At 70.1% G+C, this 19196-nt stretch carries 20 protein-coding genes; 10 read left to right on the forward strand and 10 right to left on the reverse strand.

Annotated elements, in window-relative coordinates:
* Window positions 1-21: 21 nt before the first annotated feature.
* Both KS03_RS14295 and KS03_RS14300 read right to left on the reverse strand, forming a co-directional pair.
* A complete protein-coding gene (locus KS03_RS14295; RefSeq protein ID WP_285293122.1) occupies window positions 22-1059 on the reverse strand; it encodes a 2-dehydropantoate 2-reductase in 1038 nt (345 codons plus the stop codon).
* A gap of 12 nt (window positions 1060-1071) precedes the next feature.
* The gene (locus KS03_RS14300; RefSeq protein WP_015876823.1) at window positions 1072-1599 is read right to left on the reverse strand and encodes an Mpo1 family 2-hydroxy fatty acid dioxygenase; all 528 of its coding nucleotides are present in this window, start codon (window positions 1597-1599) and stop codon (window positions 1072-1074) included.
* Window positions 1600-1673: 74 nt separating this feature from the next.
* Between KS03_RS14300 and KS03_RS14305 the strand changes: the two genes are divergently transcribed.
* On the forward strand, window positions 1674-2381 hold the full coding sequence (locus KS03_RS14305; protein WP_015876824.1) for a Crp/Fnr family transcriptional regulator: 708 nt from the start codon (window positions 1674-1676) through the stop codon (window positions 2379-2381).
* Between the two features lie 236 nt (window positions 2382-2617).
* Here the strand turns inward: KS03_RS14305 and sodB are convergent, their stop codons facing one another.
* Both sodB and xseA read right to left on the reverse strand, forming a co-directional pair.
* Entirely contained in the window at window positions 2618-3196 is a 579-nt protein-coding gene (gene sodB / locus KS03_RS14310) for a superoxide dismutase [Fe] (RefSeq protein WP_015876825.1), read from the reverse strand.
* Between the two features lie 243 nt (window positions 3197-3439).
* Window positions 3440-4840, reverse strand: a complete 1401-nt coding sequence (gene xseA / locus KS03_RS14315) for an exodeoxyribonuclease VII large subunit (RefSeq protein ID WP_015876826.1) — start codon at window positions 4838-4840, stop codon at window positions 3440-3442.
* A gap of 522 nt (window positions 4841-5362) precedes the next feature.
* Between xseA and lpxK the strand changes: the two genes are divergently transcribed.
* The 5 genes from lpxK (at window position 5363) to KS03_RS14340 (ending at window position 9317) form a co-directional block, all read left to right on the forward strand.
* Window positions 5363-6385 carry a tetraacyldisaccharide 4'-kinase gene (gene lpxK / locus KS03_RS14320; RefSeq protein WP_015876827.1) on the forward strand — a complete coding sequence of 341 codons (1023 nt, stop codon included), beginning with the start codon at window positions 5363-5365 and terminating at the stop codon, window positions 6383-6385.
* Window positions 6366-6572 carry a Trm112 family protein gene (locus KS03_RS14325; RefSeq protein ID WP_015876828.1) on the forward strand — a complete coding sequence of 69 codons (207 nt, stop codon included), beginning with the start codon at window positions 6366-6368 and terminating at the stop codon, window positions 6570-6572. The genes lpxK and KS03_RS14325 overlap by 20 nt, the downstream gene beginning before the upstream one ends.
* A 155-nt stretch (window positions 6573-6727) precedes the next feature.
* Window positions 6728-7519, forward strand: coding sequence for a 3-deoxy-manno-octulosonate cytidylyltransferase (gene kdsB / locus KS03_RS14330; protein WP_015876829.1), 792 nt, complete (start codon window positions 6728-6730; stop codon window positions 7517-7519).
* Between the two features lie 205 nt (window positions 7520-7724).
* Entirely contained in the window at window positions 7725-8387 is a 663-nt protein-coding gene (gene adk / locus KS03_RS14335) for an adenylate kinase (protein WP_015876830.1), read from the forward strand.
* 171 nt (window positions 8388-8558) lie between these two features.
* Entirely contained in the window at window positions 8559-9317 is a 759-nt protein-coding gene (locus tag KS03_RS14340) for an SDR family NAD(P)-dependent oxidoreductase (RefSeq protein ID WP_015876831.1), read from the forward strand.
* A 101-nt stretch (window positions 9318-9418) separates the two neighbouring features.
* Here KS03_RS14340 and KS03_RS14345 read toward each other — a convergent pair whose 3' ends face one another.
* Window positions 9419-10258 carry a SirB1 family protein gene (locus KS03_RS14345; RefSeq protein ID WP_015876832.1) on the reverse strand — a complete coding sequence of 280 codons (840 nt, stop codon included), beginning with the start codon at window positions 10256-10258 and terminating at the stop codon, window positions 9419-9421.
* Window positions 10259-10266: 8 nt separating this feature from the next.
* Window positions 10267-11901 (reverse strand): murein biosynthesis integral membrane protein MurJ, encoded by a 1635-nt coding sequence (gene murJ / locus KS03_RS14350; RefSeq protein ID WP_373419827.1) that lies wholly within the window; start codon window positions 11899-11901, stop codon window positions 10267-10269.
* Window positions 11902-12144: 243 nt separating this feature from the next.
* Here murJ and rpsT point away from each other — a divergent pair, with 243 nt between their 5' ends.
* Window positions 12145-12420, forward strand: coding sequence for a 30S ribosomal protein S20 (gene rpsT / locus KS03_RS14355; protein WP_015876834.1), 276 nt, complete (start codon window positions 12145-12147; stop codon window positions 12418-12420).
* A 196-nt stretch (window positions 12421-12616) separates the two neighbouring features.
* On the opposite strand, the gene KS03_RS14360 is transcribed toward rpsT, so the two are convergent.
* Complete coding sequence (locus KS03_RS14360) at window positions 12617-12934, reverse strand: DUF3579 domain-containing protein (protein ID WP_015876835.1); 318 nt, start codon at window positions 12932-12934, stop codon at window positions 12617-12619.
* A gap of 452 nt (window positions 12935-13386) precedes the next feature.
* Here KS03_RS14360 and argF point away from each other — a divergent pair, with 452 nt between their 5' ends.
* Window positions 13387-14316: an ornithine carbamoyltransferase gene (gene argF / locus KS03_RS14365; protein WP_015876836.1), complete on the forward strand. Its 930-nt coding sequence runs from the start codon at window positions 13387-13389 to the stop codon at window positions 14314-14316.
* Between the two features lie 87 nt (window positions 14317-14403).
* Here the strand turns inward: argF and murB are convergent, their stop codons facing one another.
* Window positions 14404-15492 carry a UDP-N-acetylmuramate dehydrogenase gene (gene murB / locus KS03_RS14370; protein ID WP_015876837.1) on the reverse strand — a complete coding sequence of 363 codons (1089 nt, stop codon included), beginning with the start codon at window positions 15490-15492 and terminating at the stop codon, window positions 14404-14406.
* Window positions 15493-15678: 186 nt separating this feature from the next.
* Between murB and KS03_RS14375 the strand changes: the two genes are divergently transcribed.
* Window positions 15679-16164: a YajQ family cyclic di-GMP-binding protein gene (locus tag KS03_RS14375; RefSeq protein ID WP_015876838.1), complete on the forward strand. Its 486-nt coding sequence runs from the start codon at window positions 15679-15681 to the stop codon at window positions 16162-16164.
* Window positions 16165-16210: 46 nt separating this feature from the next.
* Here KS03_RS14375 and plsY read toward each other — a convergent pair whose 3' ends face one another.
* Entirely contained in the window at window positions 16211-16837 is a 627-nt protein-coding gene (plsY, locus tag KS03_RS14380; RefSeq protein WP_015876839.1) for a glycerol-3-phosphate 1-O-acyltransferase PlsY, read from the reverse strand.
* Between the two features lie 104 nt (window positions 16838-16941).
* Window positions 16942-17433: a Cys-tRNA(Pro) deacylase gene (gene ybaK / locus KS03_RS14385; protein WP_015876840.1), complete on the reverse strand. Its 492-nt coding sequence runs from the start codon at window positions 17431-17433 to the stop codon at window positions 16942-16944.
* On the opposite strand from ybaK, the gene KS03_RS14390 reads away from it, so the two are divergent.
* Window positions 17416-19146, forward strand: a complete 1731-nt coding sequence (locus KS03_RS14390; RefSeq protein ID WP_373419828.1) for a class I adenylate-forming enzyme family protein — start codon at window positions 17416-17418, stop codon at window positions 19144-19146. The genes ybaK and KS03_RS14390 overlap by 18 nt on opposite strands.
* Window positions 19147-19196 lie beyond the last annotated feature (50 nt).

Raw genomic sequence — 19196 nt, forward strand, 5'->3', positions numbered from 1 at the left:
CGTGCCGTGCGCGGCGGCCGCTCAGGATTCGTCGGCGATCACCGGCAGATCGTGAACCGAATCGCGCAGCGTGTGCAGCAGCACGTCGGCGCGCCAGCGCGTGCGCGCGTGGTCGCGCGTGGCGAGCCGCACGAGTTCGCACAGCCGGGCGTTGATCGGCGCGGTGAGCCCGAACTCGGCGGCAAGCCGCACGATCTCGCCGTTGAGCCAGTCCACCTCGGTCGCGCGGCCGGCCGCGACGTCGTCGGCCATCGACGAGCGCGCGAGCGGATCGATGGCCAGCATCGCGCCCGCGAGCCGCATGAACAGCGCGTCGGGCAGCGACAGCACGCTCGGCAGCCAACTGGCCGGCAGCGGCGTGAGCCGCGCGGGGCGGATGCCGGCGCGGCGCATCACGCGCAGCGCCTCGGCCTGCGCGAGCGCGAGGCAGCGCCGGTAGTCACGCGTGCCGAGCTGCTCGCGCAGCGGCATCGCGGCCAGCGCGTTGATCGCGTTGTTGAGATTGAACAGCAGCTTGGCCCACTGCACGGCGACGATGTCCTCGCGCGCCTGCAGCGGCAGCCCGGCCCGCTCGAAGGCCGCGGCCACCGGCGCGAGCCGCGGCGACGCCTCCACCGCGAGCACGCCCGCCGATCCCTGATGAAACACCCCGTCGCCGCGCGCGATCACGTTGAACGGCACCATGCCGGCCAGCACGGTGCGGCCCGGCAACGCGATGCGCAGCGCATCGGCCTGGCGCACGCCGTTCTGGAAGCTGATCACCACCGTGCCGGGGCGCAGCATCGGTTCGAGCGCGGCAGCCGCGGCAGGCGTGGCCGCGCACTTGACCGTGACGAGCACCGCGTCGGCCTGGGCGAGCGCCCGCGCATCGGTGTCGAAGACGATCCGCGAGGCGGCCACCTGCGCCTCGCGGCCCTGGTAGTCGGTCAGGGTCAGACCGTGCCGGCGCAGCATCTCGCCCGTCGCCGCGCGCCCGACGAACCCCACCTCGGCACCGGCGAGTGCCAGCCGGCCGCCGAGATAGCAGCCGATGGTGCCCGCGCCGAAGATCGCGAGCATCGCCACCGTCGCTCAGATCCGCGCGCCGTGCGGCCGGTGGCGCGGCGGCCCCGCGCGCCGTTCCACCTCGTCGCGCACTTCGCGGCGCAGGCCGGCGAAGAACGCCACCTCGGCGACCACGAACAGCGGCCCGATCGCCAGGCCGATCACGTCGTCGACGAACGCGGGCTTGCGCCCCTCGAACGCGTGGCCGACGAACTGGATCACCCAGCCGACCAGGAACAGCCCGACGCCCCAGGCGAGCCAGCAGGCGGTGGATTGCGCCGCGAGCGACTGGCCGGCCCACATCGCCAGCGCGAGCAGCGCGCTCATCGCCGCGCCGAAGCGCGCGTCGAGCCGCAGGTAGTAGATCGCGGCGGCCACCGCCAGCACCAGCGCCGGCGACAGCGCGACGCCCGCCGCATGGCCCGCCGCGGGCCGCGACAGCAGCACGGCAACTGCGACGACGATCATCGGGATGCCGAACAGGTGAGTGACGATATTGCGTGTATCGCGGTGATATGCGGCGTAGTTCGCGAGTTGATCGATCAGTGTTTTCATCGTGTTCGCCTCCTTTGACGAGCGCTATCATGCGCGTTGCCCCAGGCCCGCGCTGTCAGCTACCCGACATCCCCATGCCCACGCCGCCCGACCTCGTTGCGTCGCAACTCGACGCGAGCCCCTGGTTCCAGACCCTGCCGGACGCGCTGCGGGCCCGGCTGCTCGCCAGCGCCACCGTGCGGACGCTCTCGGCCGGCGCCACGCTGTTCCGGCGCGGCGATCCGCCCTGCGGACTCTACGCGGTGCTGTCCGGCGCGCTCAGCATCGGCGCGGTCGACTCGGACGGCCGCGAAGCGCTGCTGAGCGTGCTGGAGCCCACCACCTGGTTCGGCGAGATCTCGCTGTTCGACGGCCAGCCGCGCACGCACGATGCGATTGCCGTGGAGAACACACGAGTTTTGCATTTCACGCAAGCTGCATTGCAGCAACTGCTCGACGAGGAGCCGCGCTATTGGCAATATTTCGGCATCCTGATGGCGCAGAAGCTTAGACTGTCGTTCATCACCGTGGAGGCCATCAGCCTGATGCCGGCGGCGCAGCGGCTGGCCGCGCGGCTGCTGATGATCGCCGAGGGCTACGGCGGCATCAGCACCGGCCGCACGCGCATCCGGCTCTCGCAGGACCGGCTCGCCGCGCTCGCCTCGCTGACCCGGCAGACCACCAACCAGCTGCTGAAGGCACTGGCCGCGCGCGGCGTGCTGCGCGTGCAGGCGGGAGCCATCGAGATCCTCGATATCGACGCGCTGCGGGCCGCGAGCGGCGAGGTCGGCCGCGCGATCTGAGCCGGCGCGCGCGGTGCGAGGCGCGCTAGGGCAAACCGTCGAAGCGAGCGCGGCGACCGTGACGCGCGCGGCGATCGATCGGCCGGCCTGGGCCGGCACGGCGTCATGAAAAGGCGCGACGGCGCGCCAGCGGCGCCTGACGCGACAGCCGAAGCCGATAGGCCCGAAGCGACGATGCCCTCGCGAGGAGGGCATCGGCAGGCGCGCCGGCCAGCCGGCCGGCGGTTCGGCGGACCTTACGCGAAGTTCTTCGCGGCGAAGTCCCAGTTCACGATGTTCCAGAACGCTTCGACGAACTTCGGACGCGCGTTGCGGTAGTCGATGTAGTACGCGTGTTCCCACACGTCGATCGTCAGCAGCGGCTTCGCGTCAGTCGTCAGCGGCGTGGCGGCGTTGCTGGTCGAGACCAGGTCGAGCGAGCCGTCAGCCTTCTTCACGAGCCATGCCCAGCCCGAGCCGAACGTGCCGACCGCGGTCTTCGTGAACGCTTCCTTGAACGCGTCGAACGAGCCCCACTTGGCGTTGATCGCGTCGCCCAGCGCGCCCGTCGGCGCGCCGCCGCCGTTCGGCGACAGGCTGTTCCAGAAGAACGTGTGATTCCAGATTTGCGCGGCGTTGTTGAAAATACCGCCCGACGACTTCTTCACGATCTCTTCGAGCGACAGGTTTTCGAATTCCGTACCCGGGATCAGATTGTTCAGGTTCGTCACATACGTCTGGTGGTGCTTGCCGTAGTGGAACTGGATCGTTTCCTGCGAGATGTGCGGAGCAAGCGCGTCTTCAGCATAGGGCAGCGGCGGGAGCGTATGAGCCATGACGGATTCCTTTGAAGTGTATGTGTGGGACTAGGGCCTGCGAAGCGTCCGATTGTAGGCGAGACCGAATAACCCCGCAAACTCGCGGGTCTTCGGACCGGCTCGCCTCCGTTGGACCAGCGGCCCCGACGTGATAGCCGACATCGAGATCAAGCCCGATGAGGGCAAGCCCGCAGTGCGCCCGCGGCACGCCCGCCTGCCTCAGCAGATTCCGGTCCCGCCGCGGCCCCGCGAAACGATCGATCAGAACGTTTCATCGAGGCGCGGCTGGACGTCGGCGATCGACACGTCCGCCGTGCCTTCGGCGAGATGCACGGTGAGCCGGCGCTGCGGCGCGAGCGCGCCCGGCGCGCGCACGGCGCGGCCCGTCTGGGTGTCGATCAGCGCCGCGTAGCCGCGCTCCAGCGTGCGCTGCGGGCTCAGCACCTCGAGGCGCGCCGCGCAGCCGGACACGCGCGCCGCGGCGCGCTCGTGCCGATGCCGCAGCGCCGTGGCGAGCCGTTGCGACCAGCCGGCGAGCGCCTGGCGCGCGGCGGCGGCGTCGGGCCGGACGCGCTGCCAGCGCAGCATCACCAGCGCGAAGCGCGCCCGCGCATCGCGCACCGGCCGCGCGCCGGCCGAGGCGAGCCGCAGCGCGAGCTGCTGCAGATGGGTGCGCTGCCTGGCGAGCCGTTCGGCCGGGCTCACCAGGCGCCGCGCCAGCCAGTCGAGCTGCTGGGCCCGCGCGTCGAGCCCGCGCCGCAGGCCGCGCGCGAGCGCCGCCTGGCGCTCGGCCAGCTCGCGCAGCAGCAGCGCGCGCTGCGGACTGACCAGCTCGGCCGCGCCGGTCGGTGTCGGCGCGCGCAGGTCGGCGGCGAAATCGGCGATCGTGAAATCGGTTTCGTGGCCGACCCCGCTCACCACCGGCAGCGCGCTGGCGGCGATCGCGCGCGCCAGCGCCTCGTCGTTGAACGACCAGAGATCCTCGATCGAGCCGCCGCCGCGGCACACGATCAGCACGTCCACCTCGCGCCGCGCATTGGCCGTCTCGACCATCGCCGCGAGCTTCTCGGCCGCGCCCGAGCCCTGTACCGGCGCCGGATAGACGATCACCGGCAGATGCGGCGCGCGGCGCGCGAGCGTGGTCAGCACGTCGCGCAGCGCGGCGGCCTGCAGCGAGGTGACGATGCCGATCGCGCGCGGATGGGCGGGCAGCGGCCGCTTGCGCTGCGGGTCGAACAGGCCCTCGGACTCGAGCTGCGCCTTGAGCCGCAGGAATGCCTCGAACAGCTTGCCCTGCCCGGTGCGCCGCACCGCTTCGACGTTGAGCTGCACCTCGCCGCGCGGCTCGTACATGCTGACCAGCGCGCGCACTTCGATGCGATCGCCCTCGCGCGGCGTGAACGGCGCATGCTGGGCCCGGCCGCGAAACATCACGCAGCGCATCTGCGCGTCCTTGTCCTTGATCGAGAAGTACCAATGGCCGCTTGCCGCGCGCGTGAAGTTCGACACCTCGCCCGACACCCAGCAGAGCGGAAACGACCGCTCCAGCATCGAGCCGATCGCGCGGTTCAGCGCGGAAACGGGAATCACGCCGTCGCCGGTGTCGCCGGCACGGCCGAAAGTGGCGCCGCCCGGGCCGGACGGAAAGGAATCGGATGGCATCGCGTAGGGAGGAATGAAGGCGCGCACACGATAGCCTCGTCGCGCCGCGTCGGCAAGCGTCGTGCTCGGCGTCGGCCTGCGGGGCGGCCGCCCCGCAGCCGGCCTGCGCGCACCCGGCCCGAAGTGTCCACATGCGCCCCGGCGCGCGCCGAGGTTGCGCCACCCCCTTGAAAAATCCGCACAAATTCCAATAAGCTTTTGATTTAACACAATATATTTATGACATATTGTGTCTTGCCACCGATCCGACGCCCGCCAGACGGGCGTCTGCGCCGATCCCCCTGGCAGTTCTTCACAGAGTTATCCACAGGCGCTTCGACGTCTGGCCCCGTGAGAGCGACGCGCCGGTGCCGCCCACCGGCGCGGCTCGACTTGCCGCGCACGGCGCCGCCGCGCTAGAGTGCCGCCTTCCAAGGGGAATCCCGCGCGCCGTCCCGGCCGCGTCGCCCCGGTCCCGCTGTCCTGGAGAATCCGCTTGATCGATCCGTGGTCCGCTTCGCGCCTCGCCGGCGCCCTCGCCCGATGAGCGGCGGCCCGCTCGCGCGCGTCGAGGCGGCGCTCGCCCGCGAATGGCAGCGGCGCGGCCTGCTCGCCTGGGCCCTCACGCCGCTCGCCGCGCTGTTCGGCGCCGGTGCCGCCCTGCGCCGCGCCGCCTTCGCGGCCGGCTGGAAGGAAACCGTCGACGCCGGCCTGCCGGTGGTGGTGGTCGGCAACGTCACGGTAGGCGGCACCGGCAAGACGCCGACCGTGATCGCGCTGGTCGACGCGCTGCGCGCGAACGGCTTCCAGCCCGGTGTGGTCTCGCGCGGCTACGGCGCCGAGATTCGCGAGCCGACCGAGGTCCGCCCCGATTCGCCTGCGGCGCGCGCCGGCGACGAGCCGCTGCTGATCGCGCGCCGCACCCAGGCGCCGGTGATGGTCTGCCCGGACCGCGTGGCCGCGGTCCGGGCGCTCGCGCGCGCGCATCCCGAGGTGGACGTGGTGGTCAGCGACGACGGCCTGCAGCATTACCGGATGGCGCGCCGCGTCGAGCTGGTGGTGTTCGATCACCGGCTCGGCGGCAACGGCTTCCTGCTGCCGGCCGGCCCGCTGCGCGAGCCGCTCACGCGGCAGCGCGACGCCACGCTCGTCAATGATCCTTACAGCCGCGCGCTGCCGCCGTGGCCCGACACCTATGCGCTGCGGCTCACGCCCGGCGACGCCTGGCATCTCGACGAGCCGTCGCGGCGCCGCCCGCTCGCGCAGTTCGCCGGCGAGCGCGTGCTGGCCGCGGCAGGCATCGGCGCGCCCGAGCGCTTCTTCGCGACGCTGCGCGCGGCCGGCCTCGCGCCCGCCACGCGCGCGCTGCCGGATCATTACGCGTTCGCCGAGAATCCGTTCGCGGCCGACGATGCCGAGGTGATCCTGATCACCGAGAAGGATGCAGTAAAATTGGGCGCTTCCTGGCGCGATGCCCGACTCTGGGTGGTCCCTGTCGAGGCCGCGCTCGATCCCCGCCTTATCGCTCTCGTTGTGGAGAAACTCCGTGGACGCTCGCCTGCTTGAAATCATCGTGTGCCCTATCTGCAAAGGCCCGCTCCACCATGACCGCGCCGCGCAGGAACTGATCTGCCACGCCGACAAGCTCGCCTACCCGATCCGCGACGGCATCCCCGTGATGCTGGTCGACGAGGCGCGCCAGACCGTGGAAGGCACGCCGGTCGATCCGGCCGGCCCCGCCGCCACGCACTGACCGCGGCCAGCGCCGCGGCCGCGGCACCGGTACTGCGTCCGGCATCGGTTCGCGCCCGCGCCTCGCGGCGGGCGCGCGGCGCCCCGGTTCCGGGCGCTCCGGCGCCCTCGCCCCACGCTCCCCCGACTCCATACCCGCTCGCCGCCGAAACTCCGATGCCCATCCCGTCGCCCTTCATCGCCGTCGTTCCCGCCCGCCTCGCCTCGACGCGTCTGCCGAACAAGCCGCTCGCCGATCTCGGCGGCAAGCCGATGGTGGTGCGGGTGGCCGAGCGCGCGCGCGACGCGGGCGCCGCGCGCGTGCTGGTCGCCTCGGACGCGCAGAGCGTGCTCGACGCCGCGCGCGCGGCCGGCTTCGACGCGCTGCTCACGCGCGCCGACCAACCGTCGGGCACGGACCGCCTCGCCGAAGTCGCGACGCTGCTCGAATTGCCGGACGAAACGATCGTCGTCAACGTTCAAGGCGATGAGCCCTTGATCGACCCGGCACTAATCCGCGACGTAGCGTCGCACCTTGCCACCCATCCGGCCTGCGCCATCGCCACCGCCGCGCATCCGATCCACGATGCCGCCGACGTGTTCAACCCGAACGTCGTGAAGGTCGCGCTCGATGCCAAGAGCGTGGCGCTGTATTTCTCGCGCGCGCCGATCCCGTGGTCGCGCGATGCCTGGCAGCCGCACTGGCCCGCCGTCGAAGCCATGCCGGCGCCGGCCTTCCCGGTATATCGGCACATCGGGCTGTACGCCTATCGCGCGCGTTTCCTGCGCAGCTATCCCTCGCTCGCACAGGCACCGATCGAGCAGGCCGAGCAACTCGAACAGTTGCGCGCGATGTGGCATGGCGAGCGGATCGCCGTGCTCGTGACCGACGCCGCGCCGGCGCCGGGCGTCGACACGCCGGCCGATCTCGCGCGCGTGCAGGCCCTTTTTCAGACGTCACAAAAATAACCCATGGCATAATCGGGCGACTGTGCGAGCCGTCAGGCGCCGCCCACGTTGAGTCGCGCTCGCCAGCTCCCCCGCCGGCAGCCGCGCGGGCTTACCCGCCCGCGCCGCCGTCAGACCGGCCGGAGCCGTGTGGAAGCCGACCGCCGGGCCGCGCGCCGATGTCATCCCCTCGCGCCACACATTCACGAAACTTGGAGATATCACCATGCGTTTGATCCTGTTGGGCGCTCCCGGCGCCGGCAAGGGCACCCAGGCCACGTTCATCAAGGAAAAGTTCGGCATTCCGCAGATCTCGACGGGCGACATGCTGCGCGCGGCCGTGAAGGCCGGCACGCCGCTCGGCGTCGAGGCCAAGGGCTATATGGACGAGGGCAAGCTGGTGCCGGATTCGCTGATCATCGGGCTCGTCAAGGAGCGCCTGAAGGAAGCGGACTGCGCCAACGGCTATCTGTTCGACGGCTTCCCGCGCACCATCGCGCAGGCCGACGCGATGAAGGATGCCGGCGTCGCGATCGACTACGTGCTCGAGATCGACGTGCCGTTCTCGGCAATCATCGAGCGCATCAGCGGCCGCCGCACCCATCCGGCCTCGGGCCGCACCTACCACGTGACGTTCAACCCGCCGAAGGTCGAGGGCAAGGACGACGTGACGGGCGAGCCGCTGATTCAGCGCGACGACGACAAGGAAGAGACGGTGAAGAAGCGTCTCGACGTTTACGAGGCACAAACCAAGCCGCTTATCTCGTATTACGGCGACTGGGCCGCGCGCGGCGCCGAAAACGGCCTGCAGGCGCCCGCCTATCGCAAGATCTCGGGCCTCGGCAGCGTCGAGGAAATCCGCCAGCGCGCGTTCGAGGCCCTGAAGTAAGGCCCGCGAGCCGCAACACGCCGCTCCCCGGAGCGGTTTTTTTTCGCCTCGCGCCATAAATCGCACGATCGTTCATTTTTTGCCGTCACCGCGCGCGGTTTCGTACAATCGTCCGGCAATGGATCGCGCCGGCCGATCACGGCGGCGGATCGCGACAACCAAGGAGCGAAGATGGAATTACGCGGCAACGTCTTTCTGATCACGGGAGGCGCATCGGGCCTCGGCGCCGGCACGGCGCGCATGCTCACCGGCGCGGGCGCGAAGGTGGTGCTCGCGGACCTGAACCGCGAGGCGGGCGAAGCGCTCGCGGCCGAGCTCGGCGCACGCTTCGTCAGCTGCGACGTCACACGCGAAGCCGACGCGCAGGCCGCCGTCGAGGCGGCCACCGGGCTCGGCACGCTGCGCGGCCTCGTCAACTGCGCCGGCATCGCGCCGGCCGCGAAGACGGTCGGCAAGGACGGTCCGCATTCGCTCGAGCTGTTCGCGAAGGTCGTGTCGATCAACCTCGTCGGCAGCTTCAACATGGCGCGCCTGGCCGCGGCCGCGATGGCCGCGAACGCGCCGATCGAAACCGGCGAGCGCGGCGTGATCGTCAATACCGCCTCGGTGGCCGCGTTCGACGGCCAGATCGGCCAGGCCGCCTATTCCGCCTCGAAGGCCGGCGTGGCCGGCATGACGCTGCCGCTCGCACGCGACCTGTCGCGCAACGCGATCCGCGTGATGACGATCGCGCCGGGCATCTTCGAGACGCCGATGCTGCTCGGCATGCCGCAGGAGGTGCAGGACGCGCTCGGCGCGATGGTGCCGTTCCCGCCGCGCCTCGGCAAGCCCGACGAATACGCGATGCTGGTGCGCCAGATCATCGAGAATCCGATGTTGAACGGCGAGGTGATCCGCCTGGACGGCGCGATCCGCATGCAGCCGAAATGAGCGCCGGCGCGGCCTAGCGAGCCGCGCGCCGCGCCGCCCGCGGCGTGGGCGGCGCAGCGGGCGGGCGTCGTCGTACGGGACTGCGGAAGGCGGCCGGGGCGTCAGTCGCCGCCGCGCCGCATGCGCTGCCGCAGCTCGGTCAGTTGCGCCTCCACGATGGTCGCGTCGACCGCCTCGGGGCATTCGTCGAGATACGACTCGAGATCCTCGAGCGCCGGGCGCAGGTAGTCGAGCCGCGCATAGGCGAAGCCTCGGTCGCGCACCTCGTCGGGCTGCCCCGGCAGCAGGATCACGAGCCGCTGCTGCACGGCCAGCAGCCGTTGCCAGCGCTCGGTCTGCAGGTAGATCGACTTCAGGTTGTTGAGCATGCGCGCGAGCACCTCGCGGCCGGTGGCCGGTTGCAGCAGCGCGCGCAGCGTGCTCGACATGGTTTCCTCGGGATGCGCGACATACGGCTCCAGCATGTCGACCAGATCGGTCTCCGACAGCGAGCGCCCGGTGGTCGGGTCGATCATCGCGTCGCCGTCGGCCAGCGTCGCGCGCAGCAGGAAGTGGCCGGGGAACGACACGCCGCGCACCGCCAGCCCGAGCTGGCCGGCCAGCTCCAGGTACAGCACCGCGAGCGAGATCGGGATGCCGCGGCGGCGCTTGAGCACCATGTTCAGATAGCTGTTGTCGGGATCGTAATAGTCGTTGTGGTTGCAGGCGAAGCCGAGCTCGCGAAAGAAATAATCGTTGAGCGCGTCCACCATCTCGCGCTTCGGCAGTTCGGTCCGCACGCGCCGCCGAAAACGCACGACCAGCGTGTCGAGTTCGGCGAGCGCCGCCTGCATGTCGAGGTCGGGATAGGCGTCCTGGGCGAGCGAGAGCGCGGCCTCGGTCAGAGGCAGGCTGTCGTCCTCGGCGACGAGGGCGCTGAAGAAATCGAGAACGCGGGTCATGGTGCTCGTCATTTGGCGCGGCGGCGGAAATACGCGTATTTGAATCCCATCAACCACAACATACCGAAATATAGTGCGGCGAACAGGACCAGGCTGGCGGCCGTCAGCGCGATGCGCGCGAGCGGCTGCGCGCGCAGCCCGATCCAGTCGAAATTGATCGCGAACCAGTGGATCGTGCCGGCCAGCACCAGCGAGGCGCCGGTGAGCTGGGCGAGAAAGCGCGGCCAGCCCGGCGACGGCCGGTAGATGCCGCGGCGGCGCAGCCCCAGGAACAGCAGCAGCGAATTCAGCGACGCGCCCACGCCGATGCTGAGCGTGAGGCCCGCGGTGCCGAGCATCGGCACGAACAGATAGTTCGACAGCTGGGTGACGATCAGCACGCCGATGGCGATCTTCACCGGCGTCTTGATGTCCTGCTTCGCGTAGAAGCCCGGCGCGAGGATCTTGATCAGGATGATGCCGATCAGACCGACACCGTAGGCGGCCAGCGCGCGCGCGACCATCTGCACCGTGTGCGCGTCGAACTTGCCGTAGTTGAACAGCGTGGCCGTGAGCGGCGTGGCGAACAGCAGCAGCCCGAGCGCGCTCGGCACCGCGAGCAGGAAGGTCACGCGCAGGCCCCAGTCGAGCAGTGCCGAATACTCGGCCGAATCCGCGTCGACGTGCGCCTTCGACAGGCTCGGCAGCAGGATCGTGCCGAGCGCGACGCCGAGCAGCGCGGTGGGGAACTCCATTAGCCGGTCGGCATAGTTGATCCATGACACGGCGCCCTGCCCGAGCCGCGACGCGATGTTGGTATTGATGATCAGCGAGAGCTGCGCGACCGAGACGGCGAAGGTGGCCGGCACCATCTTCGCGAGCACGCGCTTGACGCCCGGATGGGCGAGCGCGCGCAGCGGATCGAGCCCGATGCGCGGCATCATGTCGATGCGCTTGAGCCCCGGCCACTGCACCGCGAATTGCAGCAGCCCGCCGACGATCACGGCCCAGGCCAGCGCGAAGACCGGCATTGTCAGGTGCGGCGCGACGAACGCCGCGGCCACGATGAACGCCACGTTCAGCAGCACCGGCGCGAACGCCGGCAGCGAGAAGTTCTTGTAGGTGTTCAGCACGCCCGAGGCGAGCGTGGTCAGCGAGATGAAGATGATGTAAGGGAACATGATCCGCGTCATCGTGACCGCGAGCGGATAGGCATGGCCGTCGTTGCTCAGGCCCGAAGCCACCGCGTAGACCACCCACGACGCACCCGCCATGCCCGCCAGCGAGAGCAGCGCGAGCGCCCAGGCGAGCACGGTCGACATCGCGTCGACGAGCGCCTTGGTGGCGTCGTGGCCCTGCTGGTTCTTGAACTCGGCCAGGATCGGCACGAACGCCTGCGAAAACGCGCCCTCGGCCGACAGCCGGCGCAGCAGGTTCGGAATCCGGAAGGCGACGTAGAACGCGTCGGTGTATTGACTGGCGCCGAACGCACGGGCGATCAGCGTTTCGCGGGCCAGGCCGGTCACGCGTGACAACAGCGTGAAGCCGCTGACCGTCAGCAGGGCTCGGAATAGATTCATGGGGCGCCTATTATACGGAAGCCCCGTCGCGGTCCGCCCCTTCGGCGGAAAAAGGCGCCGCACGCGCCGCCCGGCTGTCGCCATACGGATCGATATCGCCCGACAGGACTCGATATCGGCAAGCTTGTCACTGCCTTGATTTTGTTGCTATAATCGCCCGTTTCTGAGTCTGCATTCGCGCTGCGCCTATCATCGAGCACGTTGCCGACTTCGGTGAAACCAATGTTTTTTTGCGCCCCGGGCAATCGCTCTCGAGGGTCGGATCGAAAAGCAGCGCTTGGCCGTCAGGCTCCAAGCTCTGGGAACAGGACAGGATAAGGAACCGTCATGGCTAATTCCGCACAAGCACGCAAGCGCGCCCGCCAGGCAGCGAAGGCTAACTCGCACAACTCGGCGCTGCGCTCGAAATTCCGCACCGCGATCAAGTCGGTTCGCAAGGCGATCGACGCCGGCGATCAGGCCAAGGCTGCCGAGCTGTACAAGGCCGCCACCAAGACGATCGACACGATCGCCGACAAGAAGATCGTGCACAAGAACAAGGCCGCTCGCCACAAGAGCCGCCTGTCGGCAGCGATCAAGGGCCTGCAGGCCGCCGCGCAGTAACTCGAATCCGGTGTGCCCGCCTCGCGCGGGCCCCTGTTTCCCGCGATCGCAAAAAGCCCGCTTCGGCGGGCTTTTTGTCGTGCCTGTCGGTTCACGCGCCGTGCCGCTGCGCATGGCGGCGCGTGCCGGAGACGGGCAGGATGCGGGACGGATGGCGCCGGCGGGGCGGCCCTGCCATCCGCCCGCGCGGCATCGCTCAAGGATGCTTGCCGAGCGGCAGCTCGCAGGCCTCGGTGACGACCAGGTCGTTGTCGCGCGCGAAGTTCATCACGAAATCGAAGGCCATCGGCTCGATATCGCGCAGGCGCGTGTCGACGATCACGCACTTGATGCCGCTGACGATCGTCGGCCGCACGTACAGCGAATATTTCATGTACGCATTGCGGCCGCTCGCGCCCGGTCCGAACTGGGCCATCACGCCGGCAAGCCGTTCCGACCAGTCGCTCGGACGAAACGTCTTGCCGTCTTTCGTGACGCCTTGAATGAAGAATTCGGTCGGGGGTGTTTCTGCCATGAAGGGTCCCAGATGATGGGCCGACGGCATGAGGCGGCCGCGACGGAAACGGGGAACGGCGGCTTGCGATGCCGGCTGCGCGACGCCTTGCCGCCGCCCTCGCTGGACGCTGCCCGCAGGCACACCGGTATACGCAGCCACGCGCGAGCGTGGGCGCTGCCCGTCTCCGGCAGCGCGATCTGCCGGGCTTCGGAAAACCGCGAAATTATACCGCACCGCCGCATGCTGCGGCGCCCCGATGCCGCGGCCGCCGCGCGATCCGCGCACCGCCGCCCGTGCCGGCCCGCGCCCGCTTCGCACGGCGCCGGCCGCTCCATCGCGCGGGGACGCGCCAGGGCGCCCCGGCTCGTCAAAGCCGGCAAAATCCTTTATGCTCGACCGGATTACAACACTCCGACGGCGGGCGCCGCACGGCGCGCGAGCGCCGCCTGCCCCCCGCCGCGTCTCGTTTCATGACCGCCAAAACCATTCGTCACTACCTGCAGTTCAAGGATTTCTCGCTGGAAGACTACGAGTACGTGCTCGAACGCACGGGTATCCTGAAACGCAAGTTCAAGAGCTACGAAACCTACCATCCGCTGCACGACCGCACGCTCGCGATGATCTTCGAGAAGAACTCGACGCGCACGCGGCTCTCGTTCGAGGCCGGCATCTTCCAGCTCGGCGGCCACGCGGTGTTCATGAGCACGCGCGACACGCAGCTCGGCCGCGGCGAGCCGGTGGAGGATTCGGCACAGGTGATCTCGCGGATGGTCGACATCATCATGATCCGCACCTTCGAGCAGGAGATCATCCAGCGCTTCGCCGACAATTCGCGCGTGCCGGTGATCAACGGCCTGACCAACGAGTTCCACCCCTGCCAGGTGCTGGCGGACATCTTCACGTACTACGAACACCGCGGCCCGATCCGCGGCAAGACGGTCGCCTGGGTCGGCGACGCCAACAACATGCTCTACACCTGGATCCAGGCCGCGCAGATCCTCGGCTTCAAGCTGCGCCTGTCCACGCCGCCCGGCTACGCGCTCGACATGGCGCTCGTCGACGCCGCCAGCGCGTCGGCCTACGAAGTGGTCGAGGATCCGAACGAAGCCTGCCGCGGCGCCGATCTCGTGACGACCGACGTGTGGACCAGCATGGGCTTCGAGGCCGAGAACGAGGTCCGCAAGCAGGCCTTCGCCGACTGGTGCGTCGACGAGGAGATGATGGCCGGCGCGAACCCCGACGCCCTCTTCATGCACTGCCTGCCCGCCCACCGCGGCGAGGAAGTGTCGGCCGGCGTGATCGACGGCCCGCAGAGCGTGGTCTGGGACGAGGCGGAAAACCGCCTGCACGTGCAGAAGGCGCTGATGGAATTCCTGCTGCTCGGCAAGCTCAACCACTGAGCGTTGCACCGCAGCTGACAGGAAAAAGCCCCGCCCGAGCGGGGCTTTTTCCTGGGCGCCCGGCTGGGCGGCCCGGCGCGGCCGGCCTCAGATCGCGACCGGCTCCATCTCGAGCCGCACGCCGAAGCGGGCCTCCACGTCGGCCTGGATCGCGCGCGCGAGCGCGAGCACGTCGGCACCCGTCGCGCCGCCGCGATTGACCAGCACCAGCGCCTGGCGCTCGTGGACCGCCGCCGCGCCGAGCGCGCGCCCCTTCCAGCCGCAGCGATCGATCAGCCAACCGGCCGCGAGCTTGACGCGCCCGTCGGCCTGCGGATACGAGACCAGGTCGGGCTCGCGTTCGCGCAGCGCCGCCCATTGCGCCGCGTCGATCACCGGATTCTTGAAGAAGCTGCCCGCGTTGCCGTGTACGCGCGGGTCGGGCAGCTTCGCGCGCCGGATCGCGACCACCGCGTCGAACACGTCGCGCGGGGTCGCGGCGGCCGGCTCGATGCCGCGCGCCGCGAACTCGCGGGCGACGTCCGCGTAGCCGGTGCGCGGCGCCCAGCGCTTCGGCAGCCGGAACGTGACTGACACGATCGCGAAACGCTCGCGCGCCTCGCGCTTGAACACGCTGTCGCGATAGCCAAACGCGCAGGCCGCGGCGTCGAACTCGGCCGGCTCGCCGCTGGCCAGGTCGACGGCCTTCAGCGCGACGAAGCGCTCGCACATCTCGATGCCGTAGGCACCGATGTTCTGGATCGGCGCGGCGCCGACCGTGCCGGGGATCAGCGCGAGATTCTCGAGGCCCGGCATGCCGGCCGCGAGCGTCCAGTCGACGAAGGCGTGCCAGTTCTCGCCGCCGCCCGCCTCCACGTACCAGGCCTCGTCGTCCTCGCCCACCAGCGCGCGGCCGCGCACGTCGTTGATCAGCACCAGCGCGTCCACGTCGCCGGTGAACACCACGTTGCTGCCGCCGCCGAGCACCAGCACCGGCAGCCCGGACGCGCGCGGGTCGCGCGCTGCGGCGGCGAACCCGGCCGGCGTGGCGATGGTCGCCGCGAAACGCGCCCGCACGTCGAAGCCGAACGTGTTGTGCTCGCGTAGCGGGTAATCGGGACGCAAAGGCGCGGGACGCAAAGGCGCGGGCGACGGCGGCGCGGCGGCGACGGGCGGCTGGGCGGGATCGGACGGCATCGGGGCTTCGGACATCGGCGGCAGGCAGAGGGCGACGGCGCGCGGTTCGCGCAACCCGCGCCGGTGCGGCGGGCGGGCGGCCTTGGGCAAACGCGGGGGCATCGGTAAAATGACGATAGGTCCGCAATTATAGCGAGTGAGCGCGCCGCGCTCCGCGCGGGACGCGCGTTTTACAGGGAGAATCGCATGCCATCGTTCGACGTCGTTTCCGAAGCGAACATGATTGAAGTGAAAAACGCCATCGAGCAGTCGAACAAGGAGATTTCGACGCGCTTCGACTTCAAGGGCTCCGACGCGCGCGTCGAGCACAAGGACCAGGAGCTGACGATGTTTGCCGACGACGACTTCAAGCTCGGCCAGGTGAAGGACGTGCTGATCGGCAAGATGGCCAAGCGCGGCGTGGACGTGCGCTTCCTCGACTACGGCAAGGTCGAGAAGATCGGCGGCGACAAGCTCAAGCAGGTCGTCACGATCAAGAAGGGCGTGACGGGCGATCTGGCCAAGCGCGTCGTGCGCACCGTGAAGGACAGCAAGATCAAGGTGCAGGCCAGCATTCAGGGCGACGCCGTGCGCGTGTCGGGCACCAAGCGCGACGACCTGCAAAGCGTGATCGCGCTGCTGCGCAAGGAAATCTCCGACACGCCGCTCGACTTCAACAACTTCCGCGACTGACCGCGGCGCTGGCATGGGCGGCGTTCGCCGCCCGCCGCGCGCCGGCTCACTCCGCGCGCGGCGCCGGCGCGGCTTTCTTCTTCTCGCCGATCCGGCTTTCCTGCCCCTTCAGCAGCTTCGAAATATTGCTGCGGTGCCGCCAGACCAGCAGCACGCTCATCGCCAGCACGGCCCAGCCGACCGGATTGTCGTGCGTGCCGAACAGGTAGACGTCGAACAACGGCGCGAACCCGGCGGCCACCAGCGCGGCGAACGACGAATAACGGAAGCAGAACGCGATCACGAGCCAGCTCAAGAGCGTGGCGATGCCGAGCACGGGCGAGATCGCGAGCAGCACGCCGGCCGCCGTCGCCACGCCCTTGCCGCCCTGGAAGCGAAAGAAAACCGGATACAGGTGGCCGAGGAATACCGCGATGGCGGCCAGCGCGACGCCGGTCTCGCCGCCGATCCCGAAGTGCCGCACCAGCCAGACGGCCAGCCAGCCCTTGAACGCATCGCCAAGCAGCGTCAGGATCGCGGCCTTGCGGTTGCCGCTGCGCAGCACGTTGGTCGCGCCGGGGTTCTTCGAGCCATACGAGCGGGGATCGGCGAGGCCCATCAACGCGCTGACGACGACGGCGAACGACACCGAGCCGATCAGGTAGGCAGCGACGGTAGCGATCAGAATCTGCATGGGAACGTGATTTCGACGAAGGAATGGGAAAGCGGCGCCGTGCGCCGGGCCGCGGCGGCGCCCATTCTACCGAAGCGCGCCGGCCCGGGCCGCCGGTGAAACCCTCAGTCGACGCTCGCGCACTGCACGGGCGTCGCGCCGAGCACCGCGGTCAGCACCGCCGGCGCGAGGCTCACGAGGTAGCCGCGCCGGCCGCCGTTGACGAAGATCGACGGCAGGTCGAGCACGCTCGCCTCGACGTAGACCGGCATCGCCTTCTTCGTGCCGAACGGCGAGGTGCCGCCGACCAGGTAGCCGGAGTGGCGGTTGGCGACCTCGGGCTTGCAGGGTTCGACGCGCTTGGCGCCGATTTGCCGAGCCAGGTTCTTGGTCGACACCGTGCGGTCGCCGTGCATCAGGATCACCAGCGGCCTGGCGTGCTCGTCCTCCATCACCAGCGTCTTGACGACGGCGTGCTCGTCCACGCCGAGCTGCCGCGCCGATTCGCCGGTGCCGCCGTGCTCGACGTAATCGTAGGTGTGCTCGCCGAAGGCGATGCCGTGGCGGCGCAGCCACTGCGTCGCCGGCGTTTCGGATACGTGTCGGGATTTGCTCATGCGCGCATTTTAATTGCGCGCGCCGCGAAGCACTATTGTCCGTTCGGCGGATTGCCGCGCCCGGGCGGGCATGGCACGATCGGCACGTTTTCCTGCGAAAGGCCGCGCCGCGCCCGCGACGGCCTCATTTCCGGAGGCCCGATGTCACTTTCACCGCCCGCCCCGGGCCTCGACGTGGCGGCGCTGCTCGCCGCGCTGCCCGAGCGGATCACTGCGATCCCCGCGCGGATCGCGGCGCGCCAGCCCGACCATCCGGCGCTCGTCGAGGACGCGCGCCGGCTCAACTACCGGCAGCTCGCGGCGGCGATCGAGGCGACGGCCGGCCAGTTGCGCGCGCTCGGCGTGCGCGGCGGCGACCGCGTGATGATCGTCGCCGAGAACAGCATCGCGCAGATCGTGCTGCTGTTCGCGACCGCCTCGCTCGATGCCTGGGCCTGCCTCGCGAACGCGCGGCTGTCGGCGGCCGAACTCGATGCGATCGCGGCGCACGCCCGGCCGCGCGCGATCGCGTTCGTCACCGCCACCTCGTCCGACGCGGCCGCCCACGCGGCGCGCCACCGCGCGCTGCACGCCGCCGAGGGCGAGCCCGGCATCGGCACCTGGGCCGTCGCGCTCGATCCCGATGCCGGCGCCGAGCCGGTGGAGTCCGGCGCCGCCCGGCAGTGCGCGGCGCTGATCTATACCACCGGCACCACCGGCGCGCCGAAAGGCGTGATGCTGTCGCACCGCAACCTGCTGTTCGTCGCCGCGATGTCGAGCACGCTGCGGCGCGTGAGTCCCGACGACGTCGTCTATGCGGCGCTGCCGGTATCGCACGTCTATGGCCTGACCTCGGTCTGCCTCGGCAGCCTCTATGCCGGTGCCACGCTGCGGCTGGTGCAGCGCTTCACGCCCGAGGCCCTGCGCCGCGCGCTCGCCGACGAACGCGTGACGATCTTCCAGGGCGTGCCGGCGATGCACGCGAAGCTGCTCGACCATCTGCAGGCGCACGGCCACGCGTGGCACGCGCCGCACCTGCGTTTCGTCTATTCGGGCGGCTCGCCGCTCGACGCCGACCTGAAGGCGCGCGTCGAGCGCATCTACGGCCTGCCGATCCACAACGGCTACGGCATGACCGAGAGCAGCCCGACCGTCGCGCAAACCTCGCTCGACGCGCCGCGCGCCGACTGCTCGGTCGGCACGCCGATTCCCGGCATCGAGGTGCGCCTGGCCGGCGTGGACGGATGCGACGCCGCGCCCGGCGAGGTCGGCGAAATCCTCGTGCGCGGCCCCAACGTGATGCTCGGCTATTACCGCGACCCGGAAGCGACGCGCGCGGCCGTGACGGCCGACGGCTGGCTGAAGACGGGCGACCTCGCGAGCGCGGCCGACGACGGCTCGCTGACCCTCGTCGGCCGCAGCAAGGAATTGATCATCCGCTCGGGGTTCAACGTCTATCCGGCCGAGGTCGAACATGCGCTCAACGCACATCCGGCCGTCGTGCAGTCGGCCGTGATCGGCCGGCCGGTGGCGGGCAACGAGGAAGTGATGGCCTTCGTCGAGCTGACGCCGGGCGCGGCCCTCGCGTCCGACGAACTCGCGGCCTGGTGCGCGGCGCGGCTCGCGCCCTACAAGCGGCCGGCGCGCATCGTCGCCGTCGATGCGCTGCCGGCCGCCTCGACGGGCAAGGTACTCAAGCACCGGCTGCGCGAGCACCCGGCCTACGGCGAGTAAGGCGCACGGGGCCGCGCGCCAGTCGCCGCCGCGGCATCGCCGCCGGCGCG

The sequence above is a fragment of the Burkholderia glumae LMG 2196 = ATCC 33617 genome, from assembly GCF_000960995.1.
In the GTDB taxonomy this organism is placed as follows: Bacteria; Pseudomonadota; Gammaproteobacteria; order Burkholderiales; family Burkholderiaceae; genus Burkholderia; species Burkholderia glumae.